General features: G+C 72.2%; 26 protein-coding genes and 1 pseudogene. 15 read left to right on the top strand and 12 right to left on the bottom strand.

Going from position 1 to position 25,942, the window contains the following annotated elements:
• Positions 1-237 precede the first annotated feature (237 nt).
• Both HAV39_RS15640 and HAV39_RS15645 read left to right on the top strand, forming a co-directional pair.
• Positions 238-1,254 (top strand): ArsR/SmtB family transcription factor, encoded by a 1,017-nt coding sequence (locus HAV39_RS15640; RefSeq protein WP_191839937.1) that lies wholly within the window; start codon positions 238-240, stop codon positions 1,252-1,254.
• Between the two features lie 168 nt (positions 1,255-1,422).
• Complete coding sequence (locus HAV39_RS15645; RefSeq protein ID WP_191839938.1) at positions 1,423-2,403, top strand: pentapeptide repeat-containing protein; 981 nt, start codon at positions 1,423-1,425, stop codon at positions 2,401-2,403.
• A 91-nt stretch (positions 2,404-2,494) separates the two neighbouring features.
• On the opposite strand, the gene HAV39_RS15650 is transcribed toward HAV39_RS15645, so the two are convergent.
• Positions 2,495-3,526 carry an extracellular catalytic domain type 2 short-chain-length polyhydroxyalkanoate depolymerase gene (locus HAV39_RS15650; RefSeq protein ID WP_191839939.1) on the bottom strand — a complete coding sequence of 344 codons (1,032 nt, stop codon included), beginning with the start codon at positions 3,524-3,526 and terminating at the stop codon, positions 2,495-2,497.
• Between the two features lie 143 nt (positions 3,527-3,669).
• Complete coding sequence (locus HAV39_RS15655; protein ID WP_191839940.1) at positions 3,670-4,128, bottom strand: hypothetical protein; 459 nt, start codon at positions 4,126-4,128, stop codon at positions 3,670-3,672.
• Between the two features lie 170 nt (positions 4,129-4,298).
• Between HAV39_RS15655 and HAV39_RS15660 the strand changes: the two genes are divergently transcribed.
• Both HAV39_RS15660 and HAV39_RS15665 read left to right on the top strand, forming a co-directional pair.
• A complete protein-coding gene (locus HAV39_RS15660; protein WP_191839941.1) occupies positions 4,299-4,640 on the top strand; it encodes a S24 family peptidase in 342 nt (113 codons plus the stop codon).
• A 131-nt stretch (positions 4,641-4,771) separates the two neighbouring features.
• A complete protein-coding gene (locus HAV39_RS15665) occupies positions 4,772-7,048 on the top strand; it encodes a glycosyl hydrolase family 18 protein (protein ID WP_191839942.1) in 2,277 nt (758 codons plus the stop codon).
• Between the two features lie 166 nt (positions 7,049-7,214).
• Here HAV39_RS15665 and HAV39_RS15670 read toward each other — a convergent pair whose 3' ends face one another.
• From HAV39_RS15670 to HAV39_RS15680, 3 genes are all read right to left on the bottom strand, one after another.
• Complete coding sequence (locus HAV39_RS15670) at positions 7,215-8,030, bottom strand: SDR family NAD(P)-dependent oxidoreductase (protein WP_191839943.1); 816 nt, start codon at positions 8,028-8,030, stop codon at positions 7,215-7,217.
• Entirely contained in the window at positions 8,027-9,367 is a 1,341-nt protein-coding gene (locus HAV39_RS15675; RefSeq protein WP_191839944.1) for a flavin-containing monooxygenase, read from the bottom strand. The genes HAV39_RS15670 and HAV39_RS15675 overlap by 4 nt, the downstream gene beginning before the upstream one ends.
• A gap of 150 nt (positions 9,368-9,517) precedes the next feature.
• Entirely contained in the window at positions 9,518-10,168 is a 651-nt protein-coding gene (locus HAV39_RS15680; RefSeq protein WP_191839945.1) for a TetR/AcrR family transcriptional regulator, read from the bottom strand.
• A 66-nt stretch (positions 10,169-10,234) separates the two neighbouring features.
• Between HAV39_RS15680 and HAV39_RS15685 the strand changes: the two genes are divergently transcribed.
• Together HAV39_RS15685 and HAV39_RS15690 are read left to right on the top strand one after the other, a co-directional pair.
• Complete coding sequence (locus tag HAV39_RS15685; protein WP_191839946.1) at positions 10,235-11,563, top strand: MFS transporter; 1,329 nt, start codon at positions 10,235-10,237, stop codon at positions 11,561-11,563.
• Between the two features lie 41 nt (positions 11,564-11,604).
• Positions 11,605-11,997, top strand: coding sequence for an MmcQ/YjbR family DNA-binding protein (locus HAV39_RS15690; protein WP_191839947.1), 393 nt, complete (start codon positions 11,605-11,607; stop codon positions 11,995-11,997).
• Positions 11,998-12,042: 45 nt separating this feature from the next.
• Here HAV39_RS15690 and HAV39_RS15695 read toward each other — a convergent pair whose 3' ends face one another.
• Entirely contained in the window at positions 12,043-12,375 is a 333-nt protein-coding gene (locus HAV39_RS15695; protein ID WP_191839948.1) for a DUF952 domain-containing protein, read from the bottom strand.
• Between the two features lie 139 nt (positions 12,376-12,514).
• Between HAV39_RS15695 and HAV39_RS15700 the strand changes: the two genes are divergently transcribed.
• Positions 12,515-13,069 carry a GNAT family N-acetyltransferase gene (locus HAV39_RS15700; RefSeq protein WP_191839949.1) on the top strand — a complete coding sequence of 185 codons (555 nt, stop codon included), beginning with the start codon at positions 12,515-12,517 and terminating at the stop codon, positions 13,067-13,069.
• A gap of 67 nt (positions 13,070-13,136) precedes the next feature.
• Here the strand turns inward: HAV39_RS15700 and HAV39_RS15705 are convergent, their stop codons facing one another.
• Complete coding sequence (locus tag HAV39_RS15705) at positions 13,137-14,726, bottom strand: nucleotidyl transferase AbiEii/AbiGii toxin family protein (protein ID WP_191839950.1); 1,590 nt, start codon at positions 14,724-14,726, stop codon at positions 13,137-13,139.
• A 176-nt stretch (positions 14,727-14,902) separates the two neighbouring features.
• On the opposite strand from HAV39_RS15705, the gene HAV39_RS15710 reads away from it, so the two are divergent.
• Complete coding sequence (locus HAV39_RS15710) at positions 14,903-15,349, top strand: hypothetical protein (protein ID WP_191839951.1); 447 nt, start codon at positions 14,903-14,905, stop codon at positions 15,347-15,349.
• Positions 15,350-15,419: 70 nt separating this feature from the next.
• Here HAV39_RS15710 and HAV39_RS15715 read toward each other — a convergent pair whose 3' ends face one another.
• The gene (locus HAV39_RS15715; protein WP_120315394.1) at positions 15,420-15,965 is read right to left on the bottom strand and encodes an EF-hand domain-containing protein; all 546 of its coding nucleotides are present in this window, start codon (positions 15,963-15,965) and stop codon (positions 15,420-15,422) included.
• 83 nt (positions 15,966-16,048) lie between these two features.
• A complete protein-coding gene (locus HAV39_RS15720) occupies positions 16,049-17,041 on the bottom strand; it encodes an aldo/keto reductase (protein WP_191839952.1) in 993 nt (330 codons plus the stop codon).
• Between the two features lie 98 nt (positions 17,042-17,139).
• Between HAV39_RS15720 and HAV39_RS15725 the strand changes: the two genes are divergently transcribed.
• Both HAV39_RS15725 and HAV39_RS15730 read left to right on the top strand, forming a co-directional pair.
• Positions 17,140-17,760, top strand: coding sequence for a TetR/AcrR family transcriptional regulator (locus HAV39_RS15725; protein WP_191839953.1), 621 nt, complete (start codon positions 17,140-17,142; stop codon positions 17,758-17,760).
• Positions 17,761-17,800: 40 nt separating this feature from the next.
• Positions 17,801-18,637, top strand: a complete 837-nt coding sequence (locus HAV39_RS15730; RefSeq protein ID WP_191839954.1) for an oxidoreductase — start codon at positions 17,801-17,803, stop codon at positions 18,635-18,637.
• Between the two features lie 79 nt (positions 18,638-18,716).
• On the opposite strand, the gene HAV39_RS15735 is transcribed toward HAV39_RS15730, so the two are convergent.
• Positions 18,717-19,619, bottom strand: coding sequence for a carbohydrate kinase family protein (locus tag HAV39_RS15735; protein ID WP_191839955.1), 903 nt, complete (start codon positions 19,617-19,619; stop codon positions 18,717-18,719).
• A gap of 171 nt (positions 19,620-19,790) precedes the next feature.
• Here HAV39_RS15735 and HAV39_RS15740 point away from each other — a divergent pair, with 171 nt between their 5' ends.
• Complete coding sequence (locus HAV39_RS15740) at positions 19,791-20,453, top strand: TetR/AcrR family transcriptional regulator (protein WP_191839956.1); 663 nt, start codon at positions 19,791-19,793, stop codon at positions 20,451-20,453.
• Positions 20,454-20,534: 81 nt separating this feature from the next.
• Here the strand turns inward: HAV39_RS15740 and HAV39_RS15745 are convergent, their stop codons facing one another.
• Positions 20,535-21,368 carry a methyltransferase gene (locus HAV39_RS15745; protein WP_191839957.1) on the bottom strand — a complete coding sequence of 278 codons (834 nt, stop codon included), beginning with the start codon at positions 21,366-21,368 and terminating at the stop codon, positions 20,535-20,537.
• 216 nt (positions 21,369-21,584) lie between these two features.
• On the opposite strand from HAV39_RS15745, the pseudogene HAV39_RS42675 reads away from it, so the two are divergent.
• Positions 21,585-22,100: pseudogene (locus tag HAV39_RS42675) on the top strand (SigE family RNA polymerase sigma factor); the annotation flags it as partial.
• Positions 22,101-23,331: 1,231 nt separating this feature from the next.
• The gene (locus tag HAV39_RS15755) at positions 23,332-23,826 is read left to right on the top strand and encodes an anthrone oxygenase family protein (protein ID WP_239120387.1); all 495 of its coding nucleotides are present in this window, start codon (positions 23,332-23,334) and stop codon (positions 23,824-23,826) included.
• Position 23,827: 1 nt separating this feature from the next.
• Here the strand turns inward: HAV39_RS15755 and HAV39_RS15760 are convergent, their stop codons facing one another.
• Entirely contained in the window at positions 23,828-24,445 is a 618-nt protein-coding gene (locus tag HAV39_RS15760; protein WP_191839958.1) for an HAD family hydrolase, read from the bottom strand.
• Between the two features lie 94 nt (positions 24,446-24,539).
• On the opposite strand from HAV39_RS15760, the gene HAV39_RS15765 reads away from it, so the two are divergent.
• On the top strand, positions 24,540-24,941 hold the full coding sequence (locus HAV39_RS15765) for a YchJ family protein (RefSeq protein WP_191839959.1): 402 nt from the start codon (positions 24,540-24,542) through the stop codon (positions 24,939-24,941).
• Between the two features lie 113 nt (positions 24,942-25,054).
• A complete protein-coding gene (locus HAV39_RS15770; protein ID WP_191839960.1) occupies positions 25,055-25,867 on the top strand; it encodes a TIGR03084 family metal-binding protein in 813 nt (270 codons plus the stop codon).
• The last annotated feature ends 75 nt before the right edge of the window (positions 25,868-25,942 follow it).

A 25,942-nucleotide genomic window follows, 5' to 3' on the forward strand; every position in this document is an offset into this window, starting at 1 on the left:
GTGTGCAGCATGTTTCGGCGGTGGCCGAATAGCCTCGACCGCGCGGGCCGAGTCGAGCATCATCGCCTGCGGGGAACCGGCGCATGGTCGGGCGCCGCCGGGTCCCGCCGCGGCGCTCGACCCTCGCGGGCTTGGCCGCAACGGGGGAGGCCAATCCCGCGCGCCGGGTCACGCCGACGGCAGCGGTGACCTCGGCTTGGCGGTGCGCGCCCGCCCGAGCGCCGGGAGGACACGACCATGCTGCGGATCCATTTCACCGCGCGGGACCTCTCCCGGGTCCGGGTGGTCCGGCTGGGGCCGCTGGCACTGGCGCAACTGGCCGCGCCCGCGATGGCGGCCCGCGACGACGACCACCTGTATGGGCGGTGGCGTGCCGAGGCGAGGGCACGGCTGACCCCGCGGGCGGTGGACACCGCGTCCTGGCTGTTCCCGTACCGGGAGATGCAGGTCGACCTGATCACGCTCGCCGGCGCCGAGGCGACCGACGAGGAGGCGGCCGAGAACCTGCTCGCCCTCCCGCAGCCGCAGCTGAACGCCGAGCTGGGGCTCGCCCGGTTGCGCGGGCGACGGCCGCCGCCGTGGCTGCGGCAGCTGGCCGCAGGCGACCACGAGGCCCGTCGCGACCTCGTCCTGGCACTGCGGGAGCTGCGGCACGCCGCGCTGGCGGGCGCCGACGGCCGGATCGGCGGGCTCGTCGACGTCGAGCAGGCCGAGTTCGGGCGGGTGCTGCTGGCCGAGGGTGTGGGGGCGGCGCTGGGCCGGCTGCACCCGCTGGTGCGCTGGGACCCACCGGTGCTGGAGATCCCCTCGCACGGCGACGGCGACGTCACGTTGGCGGGCGGCGACCTGCTGCTGGCGCCGTCGGCCTTCTGCTGGCCCGCGCCGCACCTGTACGTGTCGTTGGATCAGCGGACCAGGGTGCTGGTCTACCCGGCGGTGCGCGACCTGCGGCAGGCGGCGCAGCTCTGGGGCGACCCGTCGGGCCCGCCGCGCGCGGCGCTCGCGGCGCTGCTGGGCCGGACTCGCGCCGCGGTGCTCGAAGCGGTCGCGGCGGGACCGGTGAGCACCACCGTGCTGGCCCGGCGGGCGAACGTGTCCGCGCCGAGCGCGAGCCAGCACGCCACGGCGCTGCGCGCCGCGAACCTGATCATGTCGCAGCGGTCCGGGACGTCGATGCTGCACTCGGTCACGCCGCTCGGCAGATCGATGCTCGACGGCGTCACTGTGGGTCACGACCTGCCGCTACTGCGGTGAGGGCCCGCCGTCGGGTCAAGGTTCGGTAACGCGGTCGGACGTATCGGACATCTCGGGCGGCGACCTGTTGAGTTGCCGCGCCCGGCGACCTACTTTTGATCGCCAACGACCCGTTGAGCTGCGCCCCGAGCGGCTCGTCATGCGGCGTTGTCGATACGAGGGGTCCGCATGCTCAACGATGAGGCGCTCGTCGAGCGCTGGCTCGTGCCCGGCGGGCCGGAGTTGCAGTCCGAGGTCATCCGCCGGCTGCGGGCGGGGGAGCGCCTCGACGGCCTGGCCCTGGACCGCATCGACGGCCGCTGGGACCTGCGCGGGCTGGGCGCACCCGAGCCCCGCGCCGCCGAACCGGACAGCGCGACCCGGCAGGCCGGCGGGATGACCTTCACCTTCGAGTTCTCCGACGTCGCGGCGACGCTGGAGTTCCAGCGCGCCCGCCTGGTCGACCTCGACCTGCGCGGCGCGCACCTGCCGCGGTTGCGGCTGTTCGGCTGCGTCATCGACAACAGCCTGTTCGACGGCGCGCACTGCGTCGGCCTGCGGATGTGGGCCACCGACGTCAGCGACACCTCGTTCCTCGCCGCGGACCTCGCCCGCTCCTCGGTCGGCGGCTGGTATGCCGGGCGCGGCAACCGGCTGCGCGACGTCGACTTCCGGCACGCCGACCTGTCCCGGCTGGGCTGCGGCGTCGCCTCGTTCACCGACGTCGACTTCGCCCACGCCCAGCTCGAATGCACCAACTTCTGGCAGGCCAGCCTGGTCCGCTGCCGCTTCGCCGGGGTGCTGCGCGAGGTCGTGTTCGACGGCCGGGTGCTCGAGCCCGAGCGCGACCTGGCCCCCAACCCGATGCAGGACGTCGACATGCGCGGGGTGACCGCGTTCGACGACGTCGACTTCCGCGGCGTGAACTTCGACCGTGTCGACCTGCCCGACCACCCGGCCCTGGTTGTGGTCCGCGGCGTGGCGCGCGTCGAGGCGGGCCTGCAACGGCTGGCCGACCGCGACGACCACGCCGCCCAGGAGGCCCGCGGCCGCCTGCAGCACCTGCGCAAGTTCATGGGCGTCGCCGGCGGCGCCGACCAGGCCCTCATCGACATGCGCACCCTCATCGACCCCGAAGCCGCCCTCCTCCTCCGCGTCCTGCTCACCTGACCCCACCCCCTCTTGCCGCAACTCTTAAGAACGCGCGGCCTCCGGGGAGCCCGGAGACCGCGACGGTTTCAGAGTTGCGACAGGGAACAGGTCAGCCGTCGAGGCGGCGGATCATGTTCATGACGGTCTCCAGTTGGAGGCCGCCTTTGATGGGGTAGTTGGTGTAGCCGAGGTAGCCCCACCAGTCCCAGCAGCCGTACGGGTTCACGCCGGAGGCGGTGGCCTGGGGATACAGCACGACGGTCTTGTTGGTGTCGGCGTACTGGTTGAGGTTGGCGCGGTCCACGAACGCCGTGCCGACCGCGTCGTAGCCCTGGGCGCAGCCGTGCAGGGCGACCAGCAGCCGGCAGCTCTGGCCCGCCGCGCAGCTGCTCGGCACGTACGCGAAGCCGCTGCTGCCCATGCTCAGCCCGTTCGCGAAGCCGTTGACCGCGAACGTGTTCTGATCGAAGCGGATCAGGGAGCCGGTGAGCGGGCCGGTGTTGCGGGCGCTGACCGAGCCGTAGAGCTTGGCGAACATGGCGTTCTGCGGGTCGGTGCCGCAGTCGTTGAGAAACGGCGAGGCGGTGGCCGTGCAGCCGCCCGTGCCGTACGGCGTGACCCAGGCGTGCCCGGCGGAACTGCCCGAGTTGTAGGACACGCTCGCGCCGAAGTGCTGGTAGTAGCTCACCAGGTCGTCGGTGACGGACTTCTTGACGGTGCTGTCGTTGTTGCCGTGGAAGACGTACACCGGGTCGCCGGACAGCTGTGCCGGCGGGTCGATCCAGCCGTAGCCCGACCACAGCGAGGTGTACGACTCCAGGCTGCTCAGCTGCGTCGACCAGAGGTTGTCGCCGCAGGCGTAGAGCGCCCGGCTCGCGTTGTACTGAGCGCAGTAGTAGGGCCCGGCGGCGAACACGGCCGCGCCCTTGATCCGGCCCGAGTAGGCCACGTGCAGCTGCGTTGCCATGTACCCGCCGGAGGAGACGCCGGCGACGTACACGCTGGAGATGTTGTAGGTCTGCAGGGTGCCGGCGACGGACGGCACCGTGTACGGCGTCGCGGCGGCGGCAGGTGCGGCGGATCCGAGAACGACCAGCAGCGCGGCGATGGCCGCGAGCCCGGCGCGGGCACGTCGTGACATGACCGACTCCTTCCGGTGACAGGGGTGGCGTCACCGTAGGCGCTGGTCACGCCCTCCTCCAGCCGCGCCGCGCACACATTTCGAGGGATCCACATGGCGCGCACCACCTGACAACCTCGGCAACCTGCACCAGAGCATTTCGCTCAGGACGCCTTCTGGCTGCGTATGTCGGCAAGTAGGTCGGCGAGCCTCGGCCACAGCTCCGGTTGGCCCGAGACCACTTCCTGCATGACCGGGCTTCGCGCAAGCAGGTCGCGGGGATAGTTGACCCATGCCACGGCACCCTTGATCTGCTGCCCGGCCATCAGCCCGTACTCGAGCGCATCAGCATGCAGTTCTGCGAGCGTCACGACCTTCGCCCGCTGGGGGTTCTTGGGGCTGCACTCCCTGCCGTCGTAGAAGTACGCCCGAAGGCTGGGATCCGATAGAAAGGTGCCGTGGACGACCTGCACGAGGCTGGCGGACTGATAGAAGGTCGAGGTGATCCCTATCGAGTTGTTGATTTCGGCCTGTCTGGCTGCTGCGCGGGTTTGAACCGCGAGGAACAGAAGTGACACCACGACGGCCAGGGTCCCGACGAAGGTGAGGATGTCCTCCAGCATCTGCGGTGAACCTCTCTATTGATCGTAAGTTTTCGATCTCTAGTGTGAGGTGAATGCGCAAGGCACGTCGCTGCTCGGGAAACTCCAGGGTTGTCACCTGTAGCCGCCCTGTCGCCGAGGTAAGGAAATCCCATGGCCTGCGTCCGGTGCGGACGTGCATCCTATGGCCCATGGGAGTGCTCGACAGCGTCGCGACGCGGGTGGTCGCCGGGGCGACGGTGCGGTTCCGGCCCACTGGCAACTCGATGGTGCCGCTGATCCGCAGCCGGGACCTGGTGGCAGTCGCGCCGGTGGACCCGGCGGCGGTCCAGGTCGGCGACATCGTGCTGGCTCGCGTCGCGGGCTCGGTCTATCTGCACGTGGTGTCCGCGGTGGACACCGCAGGCGGTCGGGTGCAGATCAGCAACAACCGCGGCCGGGTCAACGGCTGGACCAGCCACGCCCGCGTGTTCGGCATCTGCACCGAGGTGGACGGAACGGCGCGGCCGCGGCTCGACGGCAAACTCAGGTAGCCGCCGGGCTCAGCGAATCCGTCTCGGACCCGCGGCGGCCTCGACATCCATTGAGAAATGTAAATCTGGCATTGACCGCGCAGTCCCGGTGGGCCCAGTATTAGGAAAGTTTCCTAATAACAGGAGGGCACATGCGCAAGATCCGCTCCCTTGCCGTCATCCTCGCCATGACCGTCACCGGTGCGACGCTGACGCTGCCCGGCGTCGCGGCCGCCGCACCGGCCGGACTCACCGCCACCTTCTCCAGCGCGAACAACGGTTCCTGGTTCATGGACAAGTTCGTCGTCGCGAACCCCACGGGTGCCGCGATCACCGGCTGGACCCTGGAGTTCGACCTGCCCGCGGGCGTGACCATGAGCAACTTCTACAACGGCACGGCCAGTCAGTCCGGCAGCCGCGTCACCGTCGTCAACGCCCACTACAACGGCACGGTCGCGGCCGGTGCCAGCACCGAGCCCTACAGCCCCTGGTTCATCGCGTACGGCTCCGGCGCGGCCCCGCTGAACTGCCGCATCAACGGCAACAAGTGCGACGGCAGCCCCGACCGCGCCCCGGGCACGCCCACCGGCGTGACCGTCACCGGCCGCACCACCCGCACCGTCTCGCTGGCCTGGACCGCCGCCGCGGTCACGGACTTCCCGATCGCGGGATACGACGTGCTGTCCGGCAGCACGGTCGTGGCCACGAGCACCACCACCGGCGCGACGGTCACCGGCCTGACCCCGAACACCGGTTACACGTTCACCGTGCGGGCCCGCGACACCCGCGGCAACCTGTCCGCGGTCAGCGCGCCGGTCAGCGCCACCACGCTGAACCCGGCGAACGACACCACCCCGCCGACCGTGCCCGGCAACCTGCGCTCGACCGCGAAGACCGCCACCTCGGTCACCCTCGCCTGGAACGCCGCGGCCGACGCCAACGGGATCGCCGGCTACGACGTCTACACCGGCACGACCCTGCGGGCCAGCGTCACCGGCACGACCGCGGTGGTCGGCGGGCTGTCGCCGATGACCGCGTACACGTTCACGGTCAAGGCCCGCGACACCTACGACAACGCCTCCGCCGCGTCCAATGCCGTCACCGTCACCACCGACGACGTCGTCGGCACAGGCAGCTACGCGAAGGTCGGCTACTTCGTGCAGTGGGGCATCTACGGCCGGCAGTACTTCGTCCGCAACCTCGACACCAGCGGCGCGGCCGCCAAGCTCACCCACCTCAACTACGCCTTCGCCAACATCGACCCGGTCAATCTGACCTGCCTGCAGGGTGTCACCCGGGGCACCACCACCAACCCGCAGGACCCGGACCAGGGCACCGGCGCCGGGGACGCCGACGCCGACTACGGCCGACCGATGGCCGCGTCGCAGTCCGTCGACGGCGTCGCCGACACCGGCTGGGAGCCGCTGCGCGGCAACTTCAACCAGCTGCGCAAGCTCAAGGCCAAGCACCCGCACCTCAAGGTGCTCATCTCGATCGGCGGCTGGACCTACTCCAAGTACTTCTCCGACGTCGCGGCCACGCCCGCGGCCCGCGAGAAGTTCGTCCGATCCTGCATCGACATCTACATCAAGGGCAATCTGCCGGTGTACAACGGCGCGGGCGGCCCGGGCAGCGCGGCGAACATCTTCGACGGCATCGACCTCGACTGGGAGTGGCCGGGAGCGGAAGGCCACCCGGGCAACCACGTCAGCCCGGCGGACAAGGCCAACAACACGGCGCTGACCGCCGAGTTCCGCCGCCAGCTCGACGCGCTTACCGCGACCACCGGCAAGCGTTACCTGATCACCGCGTTCACTCCGGCGGACCCGGCGAAGATCGCGGCGGGCTGGGACATCGGGCCGAACGGGGTGTTCAACTACATGGACTTCGCCAACGTGCAGGGCTACGACTTCCACGGCTCCGGCTCGGACAACTCGTGGGAGCCGAACCGCACCGGCCACCAGGCCAACCTGTACCGCGACACGCAGGACCCGTACGCGTTCGAGTTCAGCGTGGACAAGGCGATCCAGACCTATCTGGACGCCGGGGTCAGCCCGCGGCGGCTCACCATCGGGGTGGCCTTCTACGGGCGCGGTTGGCAGGGCGTCGCCGCGGGCGGCGTCAACGGCGAGTGGCAGACCGCGACCGGGGCCGCCCCGGGCCAGTTCGCCGAGGAGGCGGGCACCCGCGGCTACGCCAACCTGCTGTCGAGCGTGCCGGGCTGCACGGTGTACCACGACGTGCAGTCGGTCTCCAGCTACTGCTACACCGGCGCGGGCGGGCAGTGGTGGAGCTTCGACGACCCCTGGTCGATCGGCCAGAAGACCGCCTGGATCAAGCAGAAGGGACTGCTCGGCGGCATGATCTGGGAGATGTCCGGAGACACGGCGTCGGGCACGCTGATGTCGGCGGTGCACTCGGGTCTGTGACGGACCGCCGCGCGGCGCGCCCCCGCCCGGATGCGCGCCGCGCGGCCTCCAGCCGCCACGAAGATCGCTGTTTGGTGCCAAGATCTGCGGTCCATCCACGGATCTTGACACCAAACAGCGATCATTAGCCGACCGTCCCGGCGGCGGACCGGGGCAGCCGGTGGGGTCAGCGGCCGGCGCGGCGGCGCATGCCCTCGGCCAGCGGGGCCTGGTCCAGGTCGCCTGCTGCCAGGCGCTTGGCGATGGTGCGGCGCACGATCGCGCCGGTCACCGACGGCAGGTGCCGGGCCAGCAGCAGTTCGAACCGGCCGCGTCCGGTGGTGGCCACGTCGCGCGGGGCTTTGCGGGCCGTCGCCGCCCGCAGGATCGCGGCGACGACCCCCTCCACCGGCTCGTACCGGGACACCCCCTGCAGGGACAGGCCCGCCTGCGCGGAGGCGTCGTGGATGGGGGACGCGACCATGCTCGGGTAGACGACGCTGACGCCGATGTGGGTGCCGACCTCCAGCCGCAGCGCGTCGGCGTAGGCGACCAGGGCGCGCTTGCTGACGCCGTACGCGGCGGCCAGCGGCAGTGGCAGCAGCGCCATGCGGCTGGACACGAACACCACCCGGCCCCGGCTGCGCTCCAGGGCGGGCACGGCCGCGGCGGTGGTGTGCCACGCGGCCATCAGGTTGACGTCGAGCTGCCGCCGGGCGGCGTCGCCGGGTGGCAGCTCCGCCGGGGCGGGCCCGCCGACACCCGCGTTGTTGATCAGCAGGTCGAGGCCGCCGAGCGTCTCGACCGCCTGCGCGACCGCGCCCGGCACCGCGGTGCCGTCGGTCAGGTCGCAGGCGATCACGGGCGACGTGCCGACCGTGTCGGCGCGCAGGTCGAGGCCGACGACCCGGGCCCCGGCCAGCTCCAGCCGCGCGACCAGCAGCCGGCCGAAGGTGCCGTTCGCGCCGGTGACGACGACGCGCCGGCCGTTGAGGGTCCTCATCGGGTGTGCTCCTTGCTGTTCCAGGTGACGCCCTGGCCGCGGCGGGCCCGGGCCGCGCCGTCGGTCAGCTCCTTCGCGGCGAGCGCGAGGTAGGCGTCGAAGTCGATGCGCATGGCGGGGCGGCGCTCGCCCCAGCGGTCACGGGCGGCGCGGTGCTCGGCGGCGATGTCGGCGGCCTGCCCGGCGGCGTCGGGCAGGGCGTACTGCCCGGCCAGGTGGGCGGCGGCGAGCCGGGCCTGGGCCTCGACCACGGGCAGCGCGGAGCCGGTGGACTGCATCAGGCCGACGAACATCAGCCCCGGGGCCTGCTGGTGGAACACGTGCCGGTAGAGCGGTAGCCGGTCCGCGCCGTCGCCGAGCAGGGCCGGGTCGAGGAACGGCAGGTCGATGTCGTAGCCGGTGCACCAGACGACCAGGTCGATCTCGTCGGCCAGGCCGTCGGCGAAGTGGACCCGGTCTCCGTCGAAGCGGGCGATCGCCGGCCGGACGGTGATCTCGCCGTGGGTGATGCGCGACAGCAGCGAGTCCGACAGGGTCGGGTGGTCCTGCAGGAAGCCGTGCTCCGGAGCGGGCAGACCGTAGGACGCGGGCTTGCCGACGGCGAAGCGCAGCATGGTCTGGCTGATGCGCTGGCGCAGCCGCCAGGGCAGGCGCTTGGCCAGCGCCCCGTTGAGGGTGTCCGACGGCTTGCCGAGCAGGTGCTTGGGCACGATCCAGACGCCGCGGCGCAGCGACAGCAGGGTGCGCGGCGCGACGTGGGAGGCGTCGACGGCGATGTCCATGGCCGAGTTGCCGCCGCCGACGACCAGCACCCGCCGCCCGGCGAGCTGCTCGGGGCCGCGGTAGTCGTGACTGTGCAGCTGCTCGACGCCCAGCTCGCCCGGGTAGGTGGGGGAGGGCAGCCGGGGGCGGCTGTTGTGCCCGTTGGCCACCACGACGGCTTCGACGTGCACGGTGGTCGTGCCGTCCGGGCCGAGCGCGGTGACGCGCCAGCCCGCGCCGTCGCGGACCATCTCGGTGACCGTGTGCCGCAGCCGCACCGCGTCGAGCAGTCCGAACCGCGTCGCGTAGTCGTGCAGGTAGCCGGCGATGCGGCCGTGGTCGGGGTAGTCGGGCCAGTCCGCGGGCATGGGCAGGTCGGCGAACTCGGTGCGGGTGCGCGAGGTGTTCAGGTGCAGGGTGCGGTATGCCGAGGAGTGCGGTGCGCCGTACACCCACAGGCCGCCGACCTGCGCCGCCGTGTCGAAGGCGACGGCGGGCACGCCCCGGTCGGCCAGTGCCTTGAGCGTGGCCAGCCCGGCCGGCCCGGCGCCGATCACGGCGACACGTGGCGTCATGCGTACCCTCCCCAAAATCCAACGTCCGTTGGATATTGCGTCGACGGGGGCCCCCGCGTCAAGCGCCCGTCGCCCATGATCGCTCGACTTGCCTGGCAGATGTGCGAATCATCGGGGGTCTTTCGCCCACTTGCCGGGCAAGTCGAGCGATCAAGAAGGGGGCGGGGGAGGGTACATGCGGTCGAGCCAGCGGTGGGCGAAGGTGCGGAACTCGCGGCGCTGGCGGGCTCCGTTGGCGCCCGAGAGCAGGCCGACGACGTGGGCGTGCACGGACCAGACCAGGCTGCGTACGGCCAGGTGCGGCTGCGGCTCGCTGAGCATCCCGGCCGCGTCGGCCTCGGCCAGCACCTGCTCGACCGCCTGGTAGAGCGGCTCGCTGTAGCGGGCGTCCAGTTCGGCGTGCCGGTCGGGCTCCAGCCAGCGGCGCAGCCACAGCCCGGTGACCTCGGGGCGGTCCTCCAGGAAGTCGATGAACACGTCGACCAGCTCGTGCAGCCCGGCCATGGCCGGCCCGGGTCCCGCGGACAGGCCTTCCCGGGCGGTGGCGACAGCCCTGGTCAGCGCCTCGCTCTCGGCCGCGAACACCCGCGCGAAGCAGCACTCGTACAGCGCGGCCTTGGTGCCGACGTGGTGGTGCACGGTGGCGACGTCCACGCCGCACGCGGCCGCGACCTCGCGCATGCCGACCGCGTCGAAGCCGCGCCGCGCGAACAGCCCGGCCGCCGCCTCGATGATCACTTCGGGCGTGGCGCGCTGGTCGTCGCGCCGGGGTCGGCCCGGTCCCCGTCGGGGTGTAGTCATGCGCTCCATCGTGCCCTACTATCCAGCAAACGTTGGATTACACCCGCGGACGGGCGAGGAGAAGGTATGGACGAGGCGGCGCGGCTTCCCCGTGGCGGCATGCTGGCCTTCGCGAGCGGGTCACTGGGCATGGGCACCTGGGTCACCGTACCGGGCCTGCTGCTGCTCTACTTCCTCACCGACGTGCTCGCCGTCGCGCCCCTGGTCGCCGGGTTCGTGCTGCTACTGCCCAAGATCGCCGACGTGCTGCTGCACCCGTGGGTCGGCCACCTCTCCGACGCCGACCTCGCCCGCCGCGGCCACCGCCGTCACCTGATGATGCTTGGCTGCGGCCTGCCGCTGGCATTCGCCGCCCTGTTCCTGGTGCCCGGCGGCCTGATCGGCAATTCCGCCGCCGGCTGGGTCGCCGTCGCGTTCATCGCTGGCAACCTGCTGTTCGCGGCGTACCAGGTGCCCTACCTGTCCACGCCCGCCGACCTGTCCATCGGCTACCACGAGCGCACCCGCCTGATGGGCTTCCGGATGGTCGTGCTCACCGTCGGCATCCTGCTCAGCGGAGTGCTCGCACCGATGCTCGCGGGCAAGGAGGACCCGACCCGGTCCGGATACGCCCTCATGGGTCTGGTGCTCGGCGCGTCGATGCTGATCACCATGCTGATCGGGATCGGCGGCGTGCGGCGGCTGACCGCGTTCGCGCCGAGCGCGGCGGCCACCGCACACGGCAAGCCGGGGCTGCGCACCCTGCTGGTCGCCCTGCGCGACCCGCAGTTCCGCTGGCTCGTCGGCTCCTACCTGGCCATGTCGACCACCAGCCACCTGGTGCTGGCCGCCGTGCCCTACTTCGCCGAGTACGAGCTCGGCCGCCCCGGCCTGACCACGGTGCTGGTCGCCGCGTTCGTCGCCCCGGCGCTGATCGCCACCCCGGTCTGGGTCGTCGTCGCCCGCCGCATCGGCAAGCAGCCCGGCCTGCTCATCGCCCAGGGCGCGTTCGTCGCGGGCTCGATCGTGCTCGCCTTCGGCAGCGCCGCGGGCCTGCCCGTGCTGATCGCCGCCGTCGCGGTGCTGGGCATCGCGTTCGCCGCGATGCAGCTGCTGCCGTTCTCGATGATGCCCGACGTGATCCGGGCGAGCGGCGCCGACGGCACCACCCGCGCGGGCACCTACACCGGTGTGTGGACCGCGGCCGAGGCCACCGGCGGCGCGCTCGGCCCGTACGTGTACGCGGCCTGCCTGGCCGTCGGTGGCTTCGCCGCCAGCAGCGCGGGCACCGAGGTCGTGCAGTCCGAGTCAGCGCACACGATGATCCGGCTCGGCTTCGGCGTCGTCCCGGCGGTGCTGATGGTCGTCGCGATGCTGCTGCAGCGCCGCTACACCCTGGACCGCACGCTCCGCTGAACCCCGATAGCCTGTGCGTATGCGGACGGGAGGGCAGAGGAGTGGCTGACGCGGACGACGTGCGCCGCCTGGCGCTCGGCCTGCCCGAGGTGACCGAGATCGACAGCGAGGGCTTCGACTTCCGGGTCGCGAACAAGGGCTTCGTCTGGTCCTACCCCGAGCGCCGGCCCGGAAAGCCGCGGGTCATCCGCACCGACGTGGCCGTGCTGTACGTCGGCGACGAGGCGGAGAAGCAGGCCCTGCTGCTCGGCGAGCCCGACCTGTTCTTCACCACGCCCGGCTACGACGGCTTCCCGCTGGTGATGCTGCGACTGCCCCGGGTGGACGTCGCCCGGCTCACCGAACTCGTCACCGACGCCTGGCGCATGCGCGCCCCGGACGAGCTCGCCGCCCTGCTCGACGAGGCCGATCAGTCCCGTCCAGCCGCGGGCTGAGCGCCGGAGCGGACCCAGCCGGTGGCCGACCGACGTGGCGGCGGGCTACCGAGGCAGAGACGTGTCGACCGCCGCGGCTCCCGCGACACGGTGCACCGCGACCACGGCGCTGCGCGGCAGCGGCCCGTACACGTGCGGGAAGACGCCCCGGTCGCGCGACTCCTCCCAGCGCAGCGTCTCGCCGACCGCCTCGGTGTCGACGGCGACGACGACCAGTTCCGGCTCGTCGCCGAACACCCGCAGCGCGGTGGCGGCGACCTGCTCGCGGGACGACAGGTGGACGAATCCGGACTCGTGGTCGAACGGCGAGCCGTCGAACCGCCCGGCCTGCTCGAACGCGGCCCACTCCGACGGCAGCAGGATTTTGTAGATCAGCACCGCATCACCATGCCAGACGAGCGACCTACGCGCTGCTCGTCCATCCCCTGAGACGAAGTCGGGTGCCGCTTCGCGGCCCGCCGCCCTGGTCCGCGCCGCCGTAGCATGAACGGCGGCCTGCATCGGGGGAGTGGTCGGCATGGGATCAGCGGTGGAGCTGCGGACGGCGTCGGCCGTCGACGCGGAGGTCGTCGCGACACTGCACGCGGACAGCTGGCGCCGTCACTACCGGGGCGCGTTCGCGGACTCGTTCCTGGACGGCGATGTCGTGGCCGATCGGCTGACGGTCTGGTCGCAACGCCTGCGGTCGCCGAAGCCGGGTCAGGTCACGATCGTCGCCGACGTCGACGGCGAGCCCGTCGGGTTCGTGCACGTGATCCTCGACGACGACGCCCACTGGGGCTCGTTCGTCGACAACCTGCACGTCACGAATGCGCTGCGGCGCGGTGGGATCGGCTCCTGCCTCATCACACGGGCGGCGCAGGTCGTGGTCGAGCGTGGCGAGACCGGTGGGCTGTATCTATGGGTCCTGGAGCAGAACACCGCCGCCCAGGCGTTCTATGTGGCGCACGGCGGCAGCCCGGTCGAGCGGGCGTACGCCGGCGAACCGGGCGGTGTGCCCGGTCGGCTGAACGGCCGCCCCGCGAAGCTGCGCATGGCCTGGCCGCACGCCCGCGACCTGGGCCGGCGCTGACCGGAGCGGACCTCTCCGGTAGACCTCGGCCGCGCTGATGCCGCCACGGTTCTGCCGGGCCGCGCGGTCACGCGCCGGGGAACCAGCTGCGGTGCAGGGCCAGGGCCAGCCGTCGTTTCCAGGCCTCGCCGTCGCCCGTGACGGACGGGTACTCGTCGGTGAAGTTCGCCCAGTCCACGTCCCACTCCAGCACGGACTGCGCGGTGAAGGCGTCCGCCTCCTCGCGCAGCTCGGGCCGCAAGAGGTCGCGGACCAGCGACAGGTCCACCGCGGTGTGCTCGGCGAGCAGGACCGCGTCGTAGAGGTCCTTGCCCTGCGGATACCGGTCGGTGGCCAGCCACATCAGCTTCCAGGCCAGCGACAGCGCAGGCGACGCGGCCCGCATCGCGACGCCGACGCCGTCCAGCAGCACCGCGACCGGCGCGATCGGCAGGTACTCGTTGAACACGAAGTCGACCTGCACGGAACCGTCCGGCACGCCCGGCGCCGTGAACGGGATGACCAGCCGTCGACCGTCCGCCCGCTCGTAGGTCCAGATCTCCTCGACCTTGACCTGGTCCGGGTCCAGCCCCGCGCCGGGCCGGGCACGCAGTTCGGCCACGATGCCGTCGAGCATCGCGGCGGCCTCCGCGCTCCTGCTGCCCATGGCGAAAGGTTCGACCACGAAGTCCACGTCGCCGGGCTCGCGTGCGTCGCCGCCGAACCAGGCGGACATGGTCACGCTGCCGCGCAGCACGAGCTGCCCGGCCCACGGCGTGCGCAGCACGGCGTTGAGCAGGTGCGCCATCGCGGTCCGCCGGGCCCGCGTCCACTGCCGCCACGCGCCGCGCTCCGCGAACTCCGGCTCGCCGGCCCGGTAGGCGTTCGAGTGCTGCTTGACCGCGGGGTCGAACGCCGCACGCTGGGACATGCCTGGGGTGTCGGGCAGCGGGCGGTAGGTGGCGGGGTATCCCGCCGCGCCGGCCGGGGCGGCCCGCCGCTGTGCCTCCCAGCGCCGCCGGTGCTCCGGAACCGGGTCCTCCACCAGCCAGTCCGCGTCGAGGGACAGCCGGTCGTCGTACACGACGTACTCCTGCTCGACCGAGGCGATCTCCCACCCGGCGTCGCGCAGCGCCGTGACGAGCCGGTCGAGCCGGAACCGCGCGGACTCGCGGCCGACCCGGTGGCAGCGCTGGGTCAGGAAACGCTCCTGCCGGCCGTCGTCGCGGATCCGGCGCGCGTTGCGCGACAGCCGGGCGTCGTGCTGCTCGCCGACGGCGGCGACGGCCAGCAGGCAGGCCACGTCCTCGGCGGGCAGCAGCAGTTTGACGTGGTGCTCGAAGTAGCGCCCCGCCGGTTCGGCCTCGACTTCGGCATCCGTGCCGGGTACACCGGCGCACCACGGCGCGGCCTCGATCTTCGTCCGCGCCGGGCGCAGCCCGACCGCGCTCAGTTGCCCGGCCCAGTGCCCGGCGAGCGCATGCTGGTCGGCCAGGGAACCGGACCCGGCCAGCGTCAGCATGGGCTGGGAGCGGGTGATCCCGCGGTCCAGCACCACGTGCACGTACTTGAGCCCATGCCGGTCGGCGAACTCGGCCAGGCGGTTCGTCGCGTGGTCGTGCACGGTCAGGTGGATCTCGAAGTCGCCGGTGATCTCGGGGGAGGCCTGCTCGGACATGGCGCACACGATACAAGCGGAGATCTTGTCGGCACGGCCGATTTTCGGACCGTCCGTCGATTTCGTACGTCGCCGGAACGCCGTGCACGGAACCCGCTGGGTGTTCCGTCGGAGGGCACCGGCATGATCCACGCGGTGGACGCGGCCGGCGTGTTCACGGCTCAGGGAGGCACGACATGACCGGATCCGCCGCAACGGCACCCGAGACCGCGTTCGAGGAGCTGAAGGAGTTCCTGCTGCTGCCGGAGGAGGACGCGCATCCGGTGCACGAGGTGCGCGGGTGCGTGTGCCGGCAGTGCGGCGGCCGGTCGTTCGAGGTCGCCGTCATGGCCGAGGACGAGGGCTCGGTGCGCCGCACCTGCGTGGCGTGCGGAACGCACGGCTTCATCGCCGACAGCGCCGAGTTCTGGGACGACGACGAGGAGATCGAGGTCTGCGCCTGCAACTGCGGGCACGAGGCGTTCACCGCGGCGGCGGGCTTCTCGCTGTACGAGGACGGCGAGTCCGACGACGTCCGCTGGGTGTACGTCGCGCTGCGCTGCGAGGCCTGCCAGGAGATCGGCGTCTACGAGGACTGGAAGATCGGCTACGGCCCGAGCGGCCTGCTGCTCGACCAGGTCTGAGCATGCGCCGGCCGGCGTCGGGGCCTGCCGCGGCGATCGAGCCGCGGCGGGCCCCGACGTTCGATTCCGGTCAGACCCGGCCGAAGAACCAGTTGCCGGGGGCGGTCTCGTCGGCTCCGATGTAGAACTGGCGTACGCCGAGCATGAGTTCCTCGATGGTGAGGTAGCCGTCCTCGTCGGCGTCGAGCTTGTCGAAGGCGAGGTTGATCTCGCCGACCGGCGTGCCGAAGGCGCGTTGCATGGTGGCGAACTCGTCCCGGCTGACCCGCCCGTCGTCGTCGGTGTCGGCCAGGTGCAGCACCGCCAGCGCGCCGGGGCGGAAGCTGCGGTCGAAGGCGTCGCCGTGCACGAACGCCTCGGTCATGCCCTGTCGCCACTCCTGCGGGCTGAGCCGCTGGTCGTGGTCGACGTCGAGCGCTTTGGCCAGCTCCTGCCAGAATGTGGAGAAGTCCTCGGCGATCCGCTGCGCTTTCGGGGCGTCGTGCGCGGTGCCGAACTCCGCCAGCAGGCGCAGGCCGAGGTTGTTGAGATCCTGCTGCTCGACGAATCCGCTGCGGTCGTTGTCGAGGTGGCCGAAGGCCTTGTCCAATTTGCGGAGCTGCATCTCAGTAGCCATGCCCGAAATCTATGTTGTACACCCTCATAAAGTCGATATCGGGCAAACGGTCTTCATTCGGAAGTGGCACATCTTGCCGGGGCTCAGCGGCCTGTCATGCGCTCCATGTGCTCGGGGTAACGCGCCCCGGCGACCTCGATCTGCGCGATGGCCTGCTCGATCTCGGCGAGGTCGGCGGAGGTCAGCCTGATTTCGGCCGCGCCCAGGTTCTCGGTCAGCCGCTCGACCCGGCGGGTGCCGGGGATCGGCACGATCCAGGGCTGCTGGGCCAGCAGCCAGGCCAGCGCGATCTGCGCGGCGGTCGCGCCCTTGCCGGCGGCGACCGTCGCGAGCAGATCGACCAGGGCCTGGTTGGCCTTGCGGTTCTCCGCCGAGAAACGGGGAATGCCGGCGCGGATGTCCGAACTGGTGAACTCCGTGCTCTGGTCGATCGTGCCGGTGAGGAAGCCCTTGCCGAGCGGGCTGAACGGCACGAACCCGATACCCAGTTCCGCCAGCGTGGGCAGGATCTCGGCCTCCGGGCCGCGGGTCCACAGCGAGTACTCGCTCTGCAGCGCGGTGACCGGCTGGACGGCGTGGGCGCGGCGGATCGTCCGCGCGCCCGCCTCGGACAGGCCGAAGTGCTTGACCTTGCCCGCCTGGATCAGCTCCGCGACCGCCCCGGCGACCTCCTCGATCGGCACGTCCGGGTTGACGCGGTGCTGGTAGAACAGGTCGATCGCGTCGACCCGCAGCCGCCGCAGCGACGCGTCGGCGACCTGCTTGATGTGCTCGGGCCGGCTGGACAGCCCGGTCTGGCGGCCCTCGGCGTCGAACGCGAAGCCGAACTTGGTGGCGATGACGACCTCGCCGCGGAACGGGGCCAGGGCTTCGCCGACCAGTTCCTCGTTGACGAACGGGCCGTACACCTCGGCGGTGTCGAAGAAGGTGACCCCGCGCTCGACCGCGGTTCGGATCAGCGCGATCATCTCCCGCCGGTCGCCGGGGTTCGGGCCGTAACTCTGGCTCATCCCCATGCAGCCGAGGCCGACGGCCGAGACCTCCAGGCCGCCGGTGCCGAGAGTGCGCTTGTCCATCGCGGTGACCCCTGTTCCGAGTGGAGAGGTCCCATCCTAGGGGTCGATTTCTCCGACATCTGTTGGCGAAGTGCCGTTGACCTGGTTACGCTGGCCTGGTGGGGACAGAGATCAGGGCCGGGTCGGGGGACACGCACAGTCGTGACCCGCGGGCCGTACGCACCCGGGCCAGGCTCGCCGAGGCGTTCACCGCGGTCGCGGGCCGCCACCCGGGAGCTCCGGTGTCGGTCAGCGCGATCGTGGCGGAGGCGGGCCTGAACCGGTCGTCCTTCTATGCCCACTTCGACACGACCGGCAGCCTGGCCGTGTACGTCCTGGAGCAGGCCCTGCGGGCCATCTCCGAGCAGGACGTGCAGGTCCGGCTGGTCGGCGCGGCCACCGGCCGGGACGCCTCCCGGATCGTCCTCGGGCACATCCTCGACCAGGTCGAAGGCCAGCGCAGCGAGCTGCTGGCCGTCTTCGGCTCGGCCGAGGGCGGGGCCGCGACGGCACGGTTCGGGCGGCAGCTCGCCGACAACATCGCGTACTACTTCCGGCGGCTGCGTTTCGCGCCGACGCGGCCCGGCGGCGAGCTGGCGACGACCGCCGTGTTCCTCGGCCACGGCCTGGCGGCCGCGATCGTGGACTGGCTCACCGCCGCCGAACCGTGCCCGCGCGACGAGCTGATCGACATCCTGGTCGGCCTGGTGCCGGTCTGGGTGGACGCGGCCCCGCGCTGACCGCGGCACCCGTCTCGACGAGATCAACAGGGGGACTCTCATGGCGAACAACTGGCTCATCACCGGAACCTCCAGCGGGTTGGGATACGAGCTGACCCGGGCCGTGCTGGAACACGGCGACAACGTCGTGGCCACCGCCCGGCGGCCCGAAACCCTCGACGACCTGGTGCGCAAGTACGGCGACCAGATCCGGGCGGTGCCGCTCGACGTCACCGACCCCGTCGCGTGCCGGGCCGCGGTGCAGGCCGCGGTCGACGCGTTCGGCACTCTCGACGTCGTCGTCAACAACGCGGGCTACGCGGTGTCCGGGTCGCTGGAGGAGACGCCCGACGCCGACTTCCGGGCCCAGATCGAGACCAACCTCTTCGGCGTCGTGAACGTCACCAAGGCCGCGCTACCGGTGCTGCGCCGGCAGCGGCACGGGCACATCGTCCAGTACTCGTCCATCGGCGGGCGGGTCGGCGGCACCCCCGGACTCGGGGCGTACCAGACCGCGAAGTTCGCCGTGGAGGGCTACTCCGAGGTGCTGGCCAACGAGGTCAGGCCGTTCGGGGTGAAGGTCACCATCGTGGAGCCCGGCGGGTTCCGCACCAACTGGAGCGGCGGCGCGGCGCAGCTGGCGGCCCCGGTCGGCCCGGACTACGAGGCGTCCGTCGGCGCGATGATCAAGTTTCGGGAGCAGTACGTCGAACCGGGCGACCCGGTCCGCGCCGCGAAGGCGGTCGTCGACATCGCCGGGTCCGACGACCCGCCGCTGCGGCTGCTGCTCGGCTCCGACGCGCTGAAGCGGGCCCGCGAATCCTCGGCCGCCCGCGCCGCCGAGACGGAGAAGTGGGCCGACGTCACCGTTTCCACCGACTACCCGGCACAGGCCTGACCGGCCGGTGGGGTTGCGCCGTCCCGGCGTGGCCCCACCGCCGCCGGTGCGGCAGGGCCGGATGCGGCGGTGGCGTGGATCAGCTCGCCCGTGCCACGGCCGCCGCGAGCTGCTCGGCCGTGATCAGCTCCTCGTGGGTGCCCGCCGCGCCGCACGCGAACGCACCCGACACCGACCCCGCCAGCACGCACTCCTCGATCGGCCGCCCGGTCAGCCAGCGGCTCATGAACGCGGTGCTGAAGCCGTCGCCCGCGCCGTTGCTGTCGATCACGGGCCGCTCGGGGGTGACCGCCGGGAACCGGCGGACCTCGGGGTCGTCCCGGGTGGCGACGCGGCAGCCGGCCGCGCCCTCGGTGGCCACGACCACCTGCGCCCGACCGCTGCCGAGCACGGCGAGCATGATGTCGTCGATGCGCTCGGGCGCCGCCTCGGCGCTGAGGAACACCAGGTCGGCGGCGCGGGCCAGCGGCCACACCCAGTCGAGCTCGCCGTCCCACGCGTGCAGGTCGGTGGAGGTGGTGACGCCGAGCCGGTGGGCGTCGGCGAACGCGCCCGCGGCCCGTGGCGCGGCGATGTGGGCGTGCCGGGCGCGTCGCAGGTACGGCAGGTAGAAGTCGGGCGGCAGCACGAGGTCGTGGGGGTGGCGGCCGTCGAAGAACGAGAACCGGCGGCCCGCCTTGTCGACCAGGTTCACCGCTCGCGGGGTGCCGTTCGGGGCGATGACGTGGCTGAAGTCCAGGCCCAGTTCGGCGTATCGGGCCAGCACCAGCGCGCCGAGCATGTCGTCGCCGAGGAAGTCGACCAGTTTGGTGCGCAGGCCGAGCGCGTGGAAGCCCAGCGCGACGCCGTTGCCGGAGTGCGCGACGTAGTCGCGGATCGGTGGCACCGGGAAGAAGTCGCCCGGCGGCACCGCCAGTTCCGGCACCTGCACGATGGTGTCCACGCCGACACCGCCGAGCACCAGGACGTCGTATTCGGACATGACAGACCGCCTCCCCCGATGTGTGTGGCCGAGCGCACCCGGAGCGGCGGGCCCGCCCACCCTAACCGCACCTGGATCTTCCCGCAGTCCCTGAGCGCGAGGTGCGTGTGTCGCGGCCGCGGGCGGCGCGGTGACGCTTTTGCGAACGTCGTTCGCGGTTAGAGTGGTGGGGTGACGGTTGGTCAGCAGGGGCGCGGCCCGTCGATCTGGGCCAGGCCGCAGCGGGGCGCGCGCGGTCCCTCGCCGGAATACCGCCTGGCCGACATCGCCGCGGCGGCGATCCGGCTGGCGTCGGCGGGCGGGCTCGCGGCCGTCTCCATGCGCGCCGTCGCGGGTGAGCTGAACACCACGGCCAGCACGCTGTACCGCTACGTCACCTCTCGCGACGAGCTGCTTGACCTCATGGTCGACACGGCCATGGCCGGCTTCGCCCACACCCGTGATTCCGATGAGGACTGGCTCGGCGAGCTGGTCCGGATCGCCGAGGCCACCCGCTCGCTCTACGTGGCCCAGCCGTGGCTGCTCGACGCGGTGCCCACCAGCTCCGCGCCGGGTCCGCACACGTTGCGCTGGTTCGAGCACTGCCTGCAGGCGATGGCCGCGCTCGACCGGACGACGCGGCAGAAGATGGAAGCCGTCGGCGTGCTCAACGGCGTGATCATGCTGTTCGCCCGCAGCGCCGCCGCACCCACGGCCCTCGACTTCGGCGCCGTCGACCCGGCTCGCCATCCGCTGCTGGCTGCGGTGCTGACGGGCAGCGCCCCCGGCTCGCCCACCGCCGACCTGTTCGAACGCACCATCCGCGCGCTGCTCGGCGGCCTGCTCGCCGGCTAGCCCCCGTCTGAAGTGGTGATCACGGTGGCGTGGGGCCGGCCGGGCTGCCACCTCGTTACCTGCAGAATTTCCGCATGCTGCTCAGCTCGGACGGCGTCCCCACGCCGAGATCAGCGGCGCGAGGGTGAGGTCGAGCTCGCCGGCATCGACGGCGGCCAGGTGCGCGTCGATCTCGACGTCGTCGGTCAGCCCTGCGGCCAGCAACTCGGCGCGGACCAGACGCACCGTCGAGGTCTCCAGCCGGTCGCAGGCCACCCCGCCGACCGGGAAGCAGCCGGACGCCCCGACATCGACCAGGCCCGCCGCTCGCAGCGTCCGCGGCAGCGTGCGGCCGTAGCGCAGGTCGGCGCCGCGGCGGGTCATCAGCTCCCGGACAGCCCGCCGCAGCCGGTTGGCGCGCCGCTGCGCCGGGCCGACCTCGTCGAGGCAGGCCAGCGGCTGCAGCTCGGTGTCGGCGTCCTCCACCAGCAGCCAACCGCCGGGCCGCAGCGCCGACACCATCGTCGCCAGCGCCCGGGCACGGTCGGGCACGTGAACGAGCACGAGCCGCGCGTGTACCAGGTCGAACGTTCCCGGCTGCGGCGGCGGGTCCGCGACGACGTCGTGCCGGCGTACCTCGTACCCGGCGTGCGGGTCCAACCAGGCCGGATTGATGTCCGTGGCCAGCACGTGACCGGTCGGTCCGACGGCCGTGGCGAGTGCCTCGGGAATGCTGGGGCCGCCGGCGCCGACCTCCCAGCAGCGCCAGCCGGCCGTGACGCCGAGCCGGTCGAAGTGCCCACGCGTGACACCGTCGAACAGCTCGGCCAGCCAGGTGAACCGCTCGCCCGCCTGCACCCGGGCGTTGTCGAGCAGGTATCGGTGATCCGGGGAAGACTCGGACCCGGGGTCGACGACCGGCTGCGATGAGCTCATGCCCACATCCTCACGCCTTGGCGCGTGCGTGTCAGCGCGACGCGGGATGAAACCAGACACAGACCGGCTCCAGCCGAGCCCACACCCGCGACACGATCGCACCTCCTGCCGGCGGTGTCCGAACCGGTCGGCAGCTGCCGCACGACCGTGCAATATGGACCGGGTGTGCTCGGGATCCGGGCAACCATCGGTGCGGCAGGTCGCGTCCTGGTGTGCATGGCAGCCTCAACCGTGACCCACCCGGCCGGAGAGTTCGACTCCTTCGTCCGGGCCCGTACGGCGGCGCTGCTGCGGGCCGCGTACTTCCTCACCGGTGACCAGCACCTCGCCGAGGACCTGGTCCAGTCCGCGCTGGCCCGCACCCACCGGGCCTGGTCGAACCTGCATGCGACGGGCGCGGCCGACGCGTACACCCGCAAGACCATGTATCACCTGCAGGTGTCCTGGTGGCGCAGGCGGCGGGTGGCGGAGACCCTCACCGAGGATCTCCCGACGCGCGCCACCACCGGGACGGACCTGGCGGATACGACCGCGCTGCAGGTCACGCTCCGGGCGGTGCTGCTGCGACTGCCACCCCGGCAGCGCGCCGTGCTGGTGTTGCGGTTCTTCGACGACCTCACCGAGGCGCAGACCGCCGAGGTCCTGGGCGTCAACATCGGCACCGTGAAGAGCCAGACCGCCAAGGCGCTCGCCAAACTGCGGGTGCTCGCCCCGGAGTTGAAGGAGTTCTACGGCGGCGCGGTCGGCGAGGTCAGGCCGGTCGACCTGCGCGACCGGGCGCTCGCGTCGTCGCGGCAACTGGCCAGACGCCGGTCGGCGGCGGTGTCCGCGGCCGCCGCCGTGGCGGCCGCGGTGGCGGTGGTCCTGACGCTGTTCGGCCCCTGGCGCGGCCAGACCGTCCTGCCGGCCGAGCCGACTCCTTCACCGAGCCGGTCCGCCGCGTCGGGTCCGGCGCCGACGCCGGTGCGCAAGTATCTGGCGGACGGCCCACCTGACCTGGGACCCTTCCGCAACGTCACCATCGGCGTGCCGGCCTGGGCAGGCGCCAGGGGAGCGCTGTGCCCGTCGGGGCAGGTGCGGCTCGACGCCGCCGGCAGCGCGGCCGGGGGCAGCCTGCCGGTGTGGGTCGACAGCTTCACCGAAACCGATGTGGACGGCGACGGCGACGGCGACCTCGTCGCGATCCTGCGCTGCGGCGAAGGGCCGGAGTCGCCGGGCAGCGAAGTGATCGCCTTCCGGCGGGTGAACGGGCGGCCGGTCACCATGGGCCGCATCGTCGGCACCCGCGACGGGTTCGGTGGCATCCACCAGGTCGCGTCGACCGGCGTCGGCGTCGAGGTGGAGCTGAGCGAGCACTACTCCGACGGCGGCAAGCAGGCCGTGCCGTTCCAGACCCGCACCTACCGGCTCGACGGGACGAAGGTGCGCCAGGTCGCGGGGCCGACGAGGTTCGAGGCGCAGCCGCGATACGCCAACCTGCGGGTCGACGCCACCGACCTGACGCTGCGCCGTACGGCGGACGGCCGCCACACCGGGCACCTGACCGTGACGGTGGCCAACCGCGGCGACGCGGACGTGCGCGACCTGGAACTGCACCTGCACCTGCGCGGCGTATGGCTCGAACCCGCCGGTCCGGGCTGGGCGACGTGCACCCGCGAGGACATCACCGCCCCGACGTCGGTCCACGTGCGGTGCCTCGGCCCCGGCGTGCCGGCGGGTGCGAAGGAGGTCTTCGAGTTCGACTTCGTCGCCGACGCCCTGCCGTCCGACCTCAATCCGACGCCCGACCCCGCGTGGGACGTGCCGTACTCGGTCGAGGCCGCGCAGTGGCTGCCGAACACGTTCGAGCAGTCGGAACAGCCGACGGTTCCGTTCGCCGTCGTCCTCGCGTAGACCGGTCGGCTCAGGCATGGCGGGCATCGGCATAGGATCGGCGCGGCAGCACGGGCACCGAGGGGGCGATGTGGACACCGTACGGATGGTCATGCTGGTCGCGGCGACGGTGACGATGGGGATCATGGCAGGCGTGTTCGGCCTGTACTCCCACACCGTGATGCCCGGCCTGCGCCGCACCGACGACCGGACCTTCGTCGCCGCGTTCCAGGCGCTCGACCGGGCGATCATCAACCCCTGGTTCATGCTCGGCGGCTTCGTCGGCGCGCTGGTGTTCACGGTCGCGTCCGCGGCGCTGCTGTTCGGACCCGGTAGCCCGGCGCTGAGCTGGACCGTCGCCGCGCTCGTGCTGTACCTGGTGGTCTTCGTCATCACGGTCGCCGTCAACGTGCCGATGAACAACGCGCTCAAGGCCGCCGGCGATCCGGACGAGATCACGGACCTGGCGGGCGTGCGGGCCCGGTTCGACGAGGCCAAGTGGTCGCGCTGGAACCACCTCCGCACCGTGGCGACCACCGCCGCGCTGATCTGCCTCGCCGTCGCGCTCCTGCACTACGGTCGCTGAGTCAGCCGAGCAGCTCCAGGGCGGCTTCCGGCCGGGCCAGGGTGCGGTCGGCGGGCTCCTCGGCGTCGTACAGGTGGCCCCAGGCGGCCGCCGCGCCGACACTGCCCGCTGCCGCGGCCGCGCGAAGGTCCAGCGGAGAGTCCCCGATGTAGGCGATCCCGCCCGGCGCGACCCCTAGCCGCTCGGCGGCCAGCAGCACTCCGTCCCCGGCCGGCTTGGGCCGCCGTATGTGGTCCCCGCCGATCAGCATGTCGACCTCCAGCCCGGCTGCGTCCAGCAGCATGCGAGCGCCCCGCGTGCTGGCCCCGGTGAACACCGCCACTGCCCGGCCACGTGCCCGCAGTGCGGCGAGCGCCTCGACGATCCCGGGATAGGGGGCGACTTGCCCGTCCTGCAACTCCTGGTAGTAGAAGTCGGTCTCGTGCGGGCCGAGCGGCCGCCCGACCAGGTGCGCAAGGATCACCTCGGGGGTGCCCAGCGGATACGCGGCGACGGCCTGCGCAGGGCTCACCGGCTGCCCGCCGAGCCGTGCCACCGCCCGGACGAACGCGGCCGGCACGACGACCGTGGAGTCGAGCAGCGTGCCGTCCATGTCCCAGACCAGTTCCGCAACCGTCATGCTGCCATCCTCCGGCGGGGGTTCCATAAGATCAAATATGTGCCGGTGGGTGTCCGGTGAGAGGCCGGGACGGTGATGGGCCACCATGGTGACCATGGCACGTGTACGCAGGAAGCCTGACCCGCGGCCCGCCACCTGCCCCTGCGGGACCGGGCAGCCCTATGCCGAGTGCTGCGGGCGCTGGCATCGCGGCGGCGAGGCGCCGACCGCGGAGCAGCTGATGCGGTCGCGGTACAGCGCGTTCGCGCTGGGCGACACGGCATACCTGCTGCGCACCTGGCACTCCAGCACCCGGCCGCGGGACCTGGAGCTGACCGGCGGCCCGCGTTACACCGGGCTGGAGGTGCTCGCCACCGACCGGGGGAGCATGTTCGACACCGAGGGGACCGTGCTGTTCCGGGCCCACTACCGCGACGGCGGCCGGCCGGGCGTGCTGGAGGAGCACAGCCGGTTCCTGCGCGAGGGCGGTCACTGGCGGTACGTGAATCCCCTCTGAGCGATAGTTCCTGCGATCCGCAGCCTGTTCGGCCGGTCCGTAATAAAATCAAGCACGCTTGACTTTTTTGTGACCCGGGGGAAGGGTGGAGCCGACTGGAGGGAGCACCCCTGATGGCCGAACTCGAGGCGCTGCTGGCTGATCTCGACGCCGAGAGCGCCGACGCCGACCGGCTCGTAGCCGACCTGCCTGCGGGCCAGTGGACGACGCCCACTCCGGCCGCCGGCTGGACCGTGGCGCACCAGATCGCCCATCTGCTGTGGACCGATGAGCGCTCGCTGCTCGCCGCCACCGATCCCGACGGCTTCGGTGACGCGCTGCAGGAGATCGCGACCTCACCCGACCCGCTGCGCTTCGTCGACGCCGGAGCCGCACAGCTCGCCGTGCTGCCGCCCGCTCAACTGCTCGACCGCTGGCGGGAGACCCGGGCCAGGCTGCGGTTCGCGCTCGCGGCCGTCCCGCCCGGCACCCGGCTGCCCTGGTACGGCCCGCCGATGAGCGCCGCCTCCATGGCCACCGCCCGCATCATGGAGACCTGGGCGCACGGCCAGGACCTGGCCGACACCTTCGGCGTCACCCGGCCGCCGACCGGGCGGCTGCGCCACGTCGCCCACCTCGGCGTACGGGCCCGCGACTTCGCCTACGCCGCGCACGGCCTCGACGCGCCGCCGGAGCCGTTCCACGTCCGGCTCACCGGCCCGGACGCGGACGTGTGGACCTGGGGACCCGACGACGCCGCGCAACGCGTCACCGGCCCGGCGCTCGACTTCTGCCTCCTGGTCACCCAGCGGCGGCACCGCGCCGACCTCGCCCTGCACGCCGAGGGGCCGGACGCCGACCGCTGGCTCGACGTGGCCCAGGCCTTCGCCGGCCCGCCCGGCGCCGGCCGCGCCCCCGGCCAGTTCGCCGCGGAGGGTGTCGCGTGAGCGAGCGGACCACGCCGTCGCAGGCCGCCACCGGGGAGCGCGCGGGCACCCCGCTGCGGATCGCGAACGTCTCCG

Source organism: Catellatospora chokoriensis (genome assembly GCF_011297315.1).
GTDB classification, from domain to species: domain Bacteria; phylum Actinomycetota; class Actinomycetes; order Mycobacteriales; family Micromonosporaceae; genus Catellatospora; species Catellatospora citrea.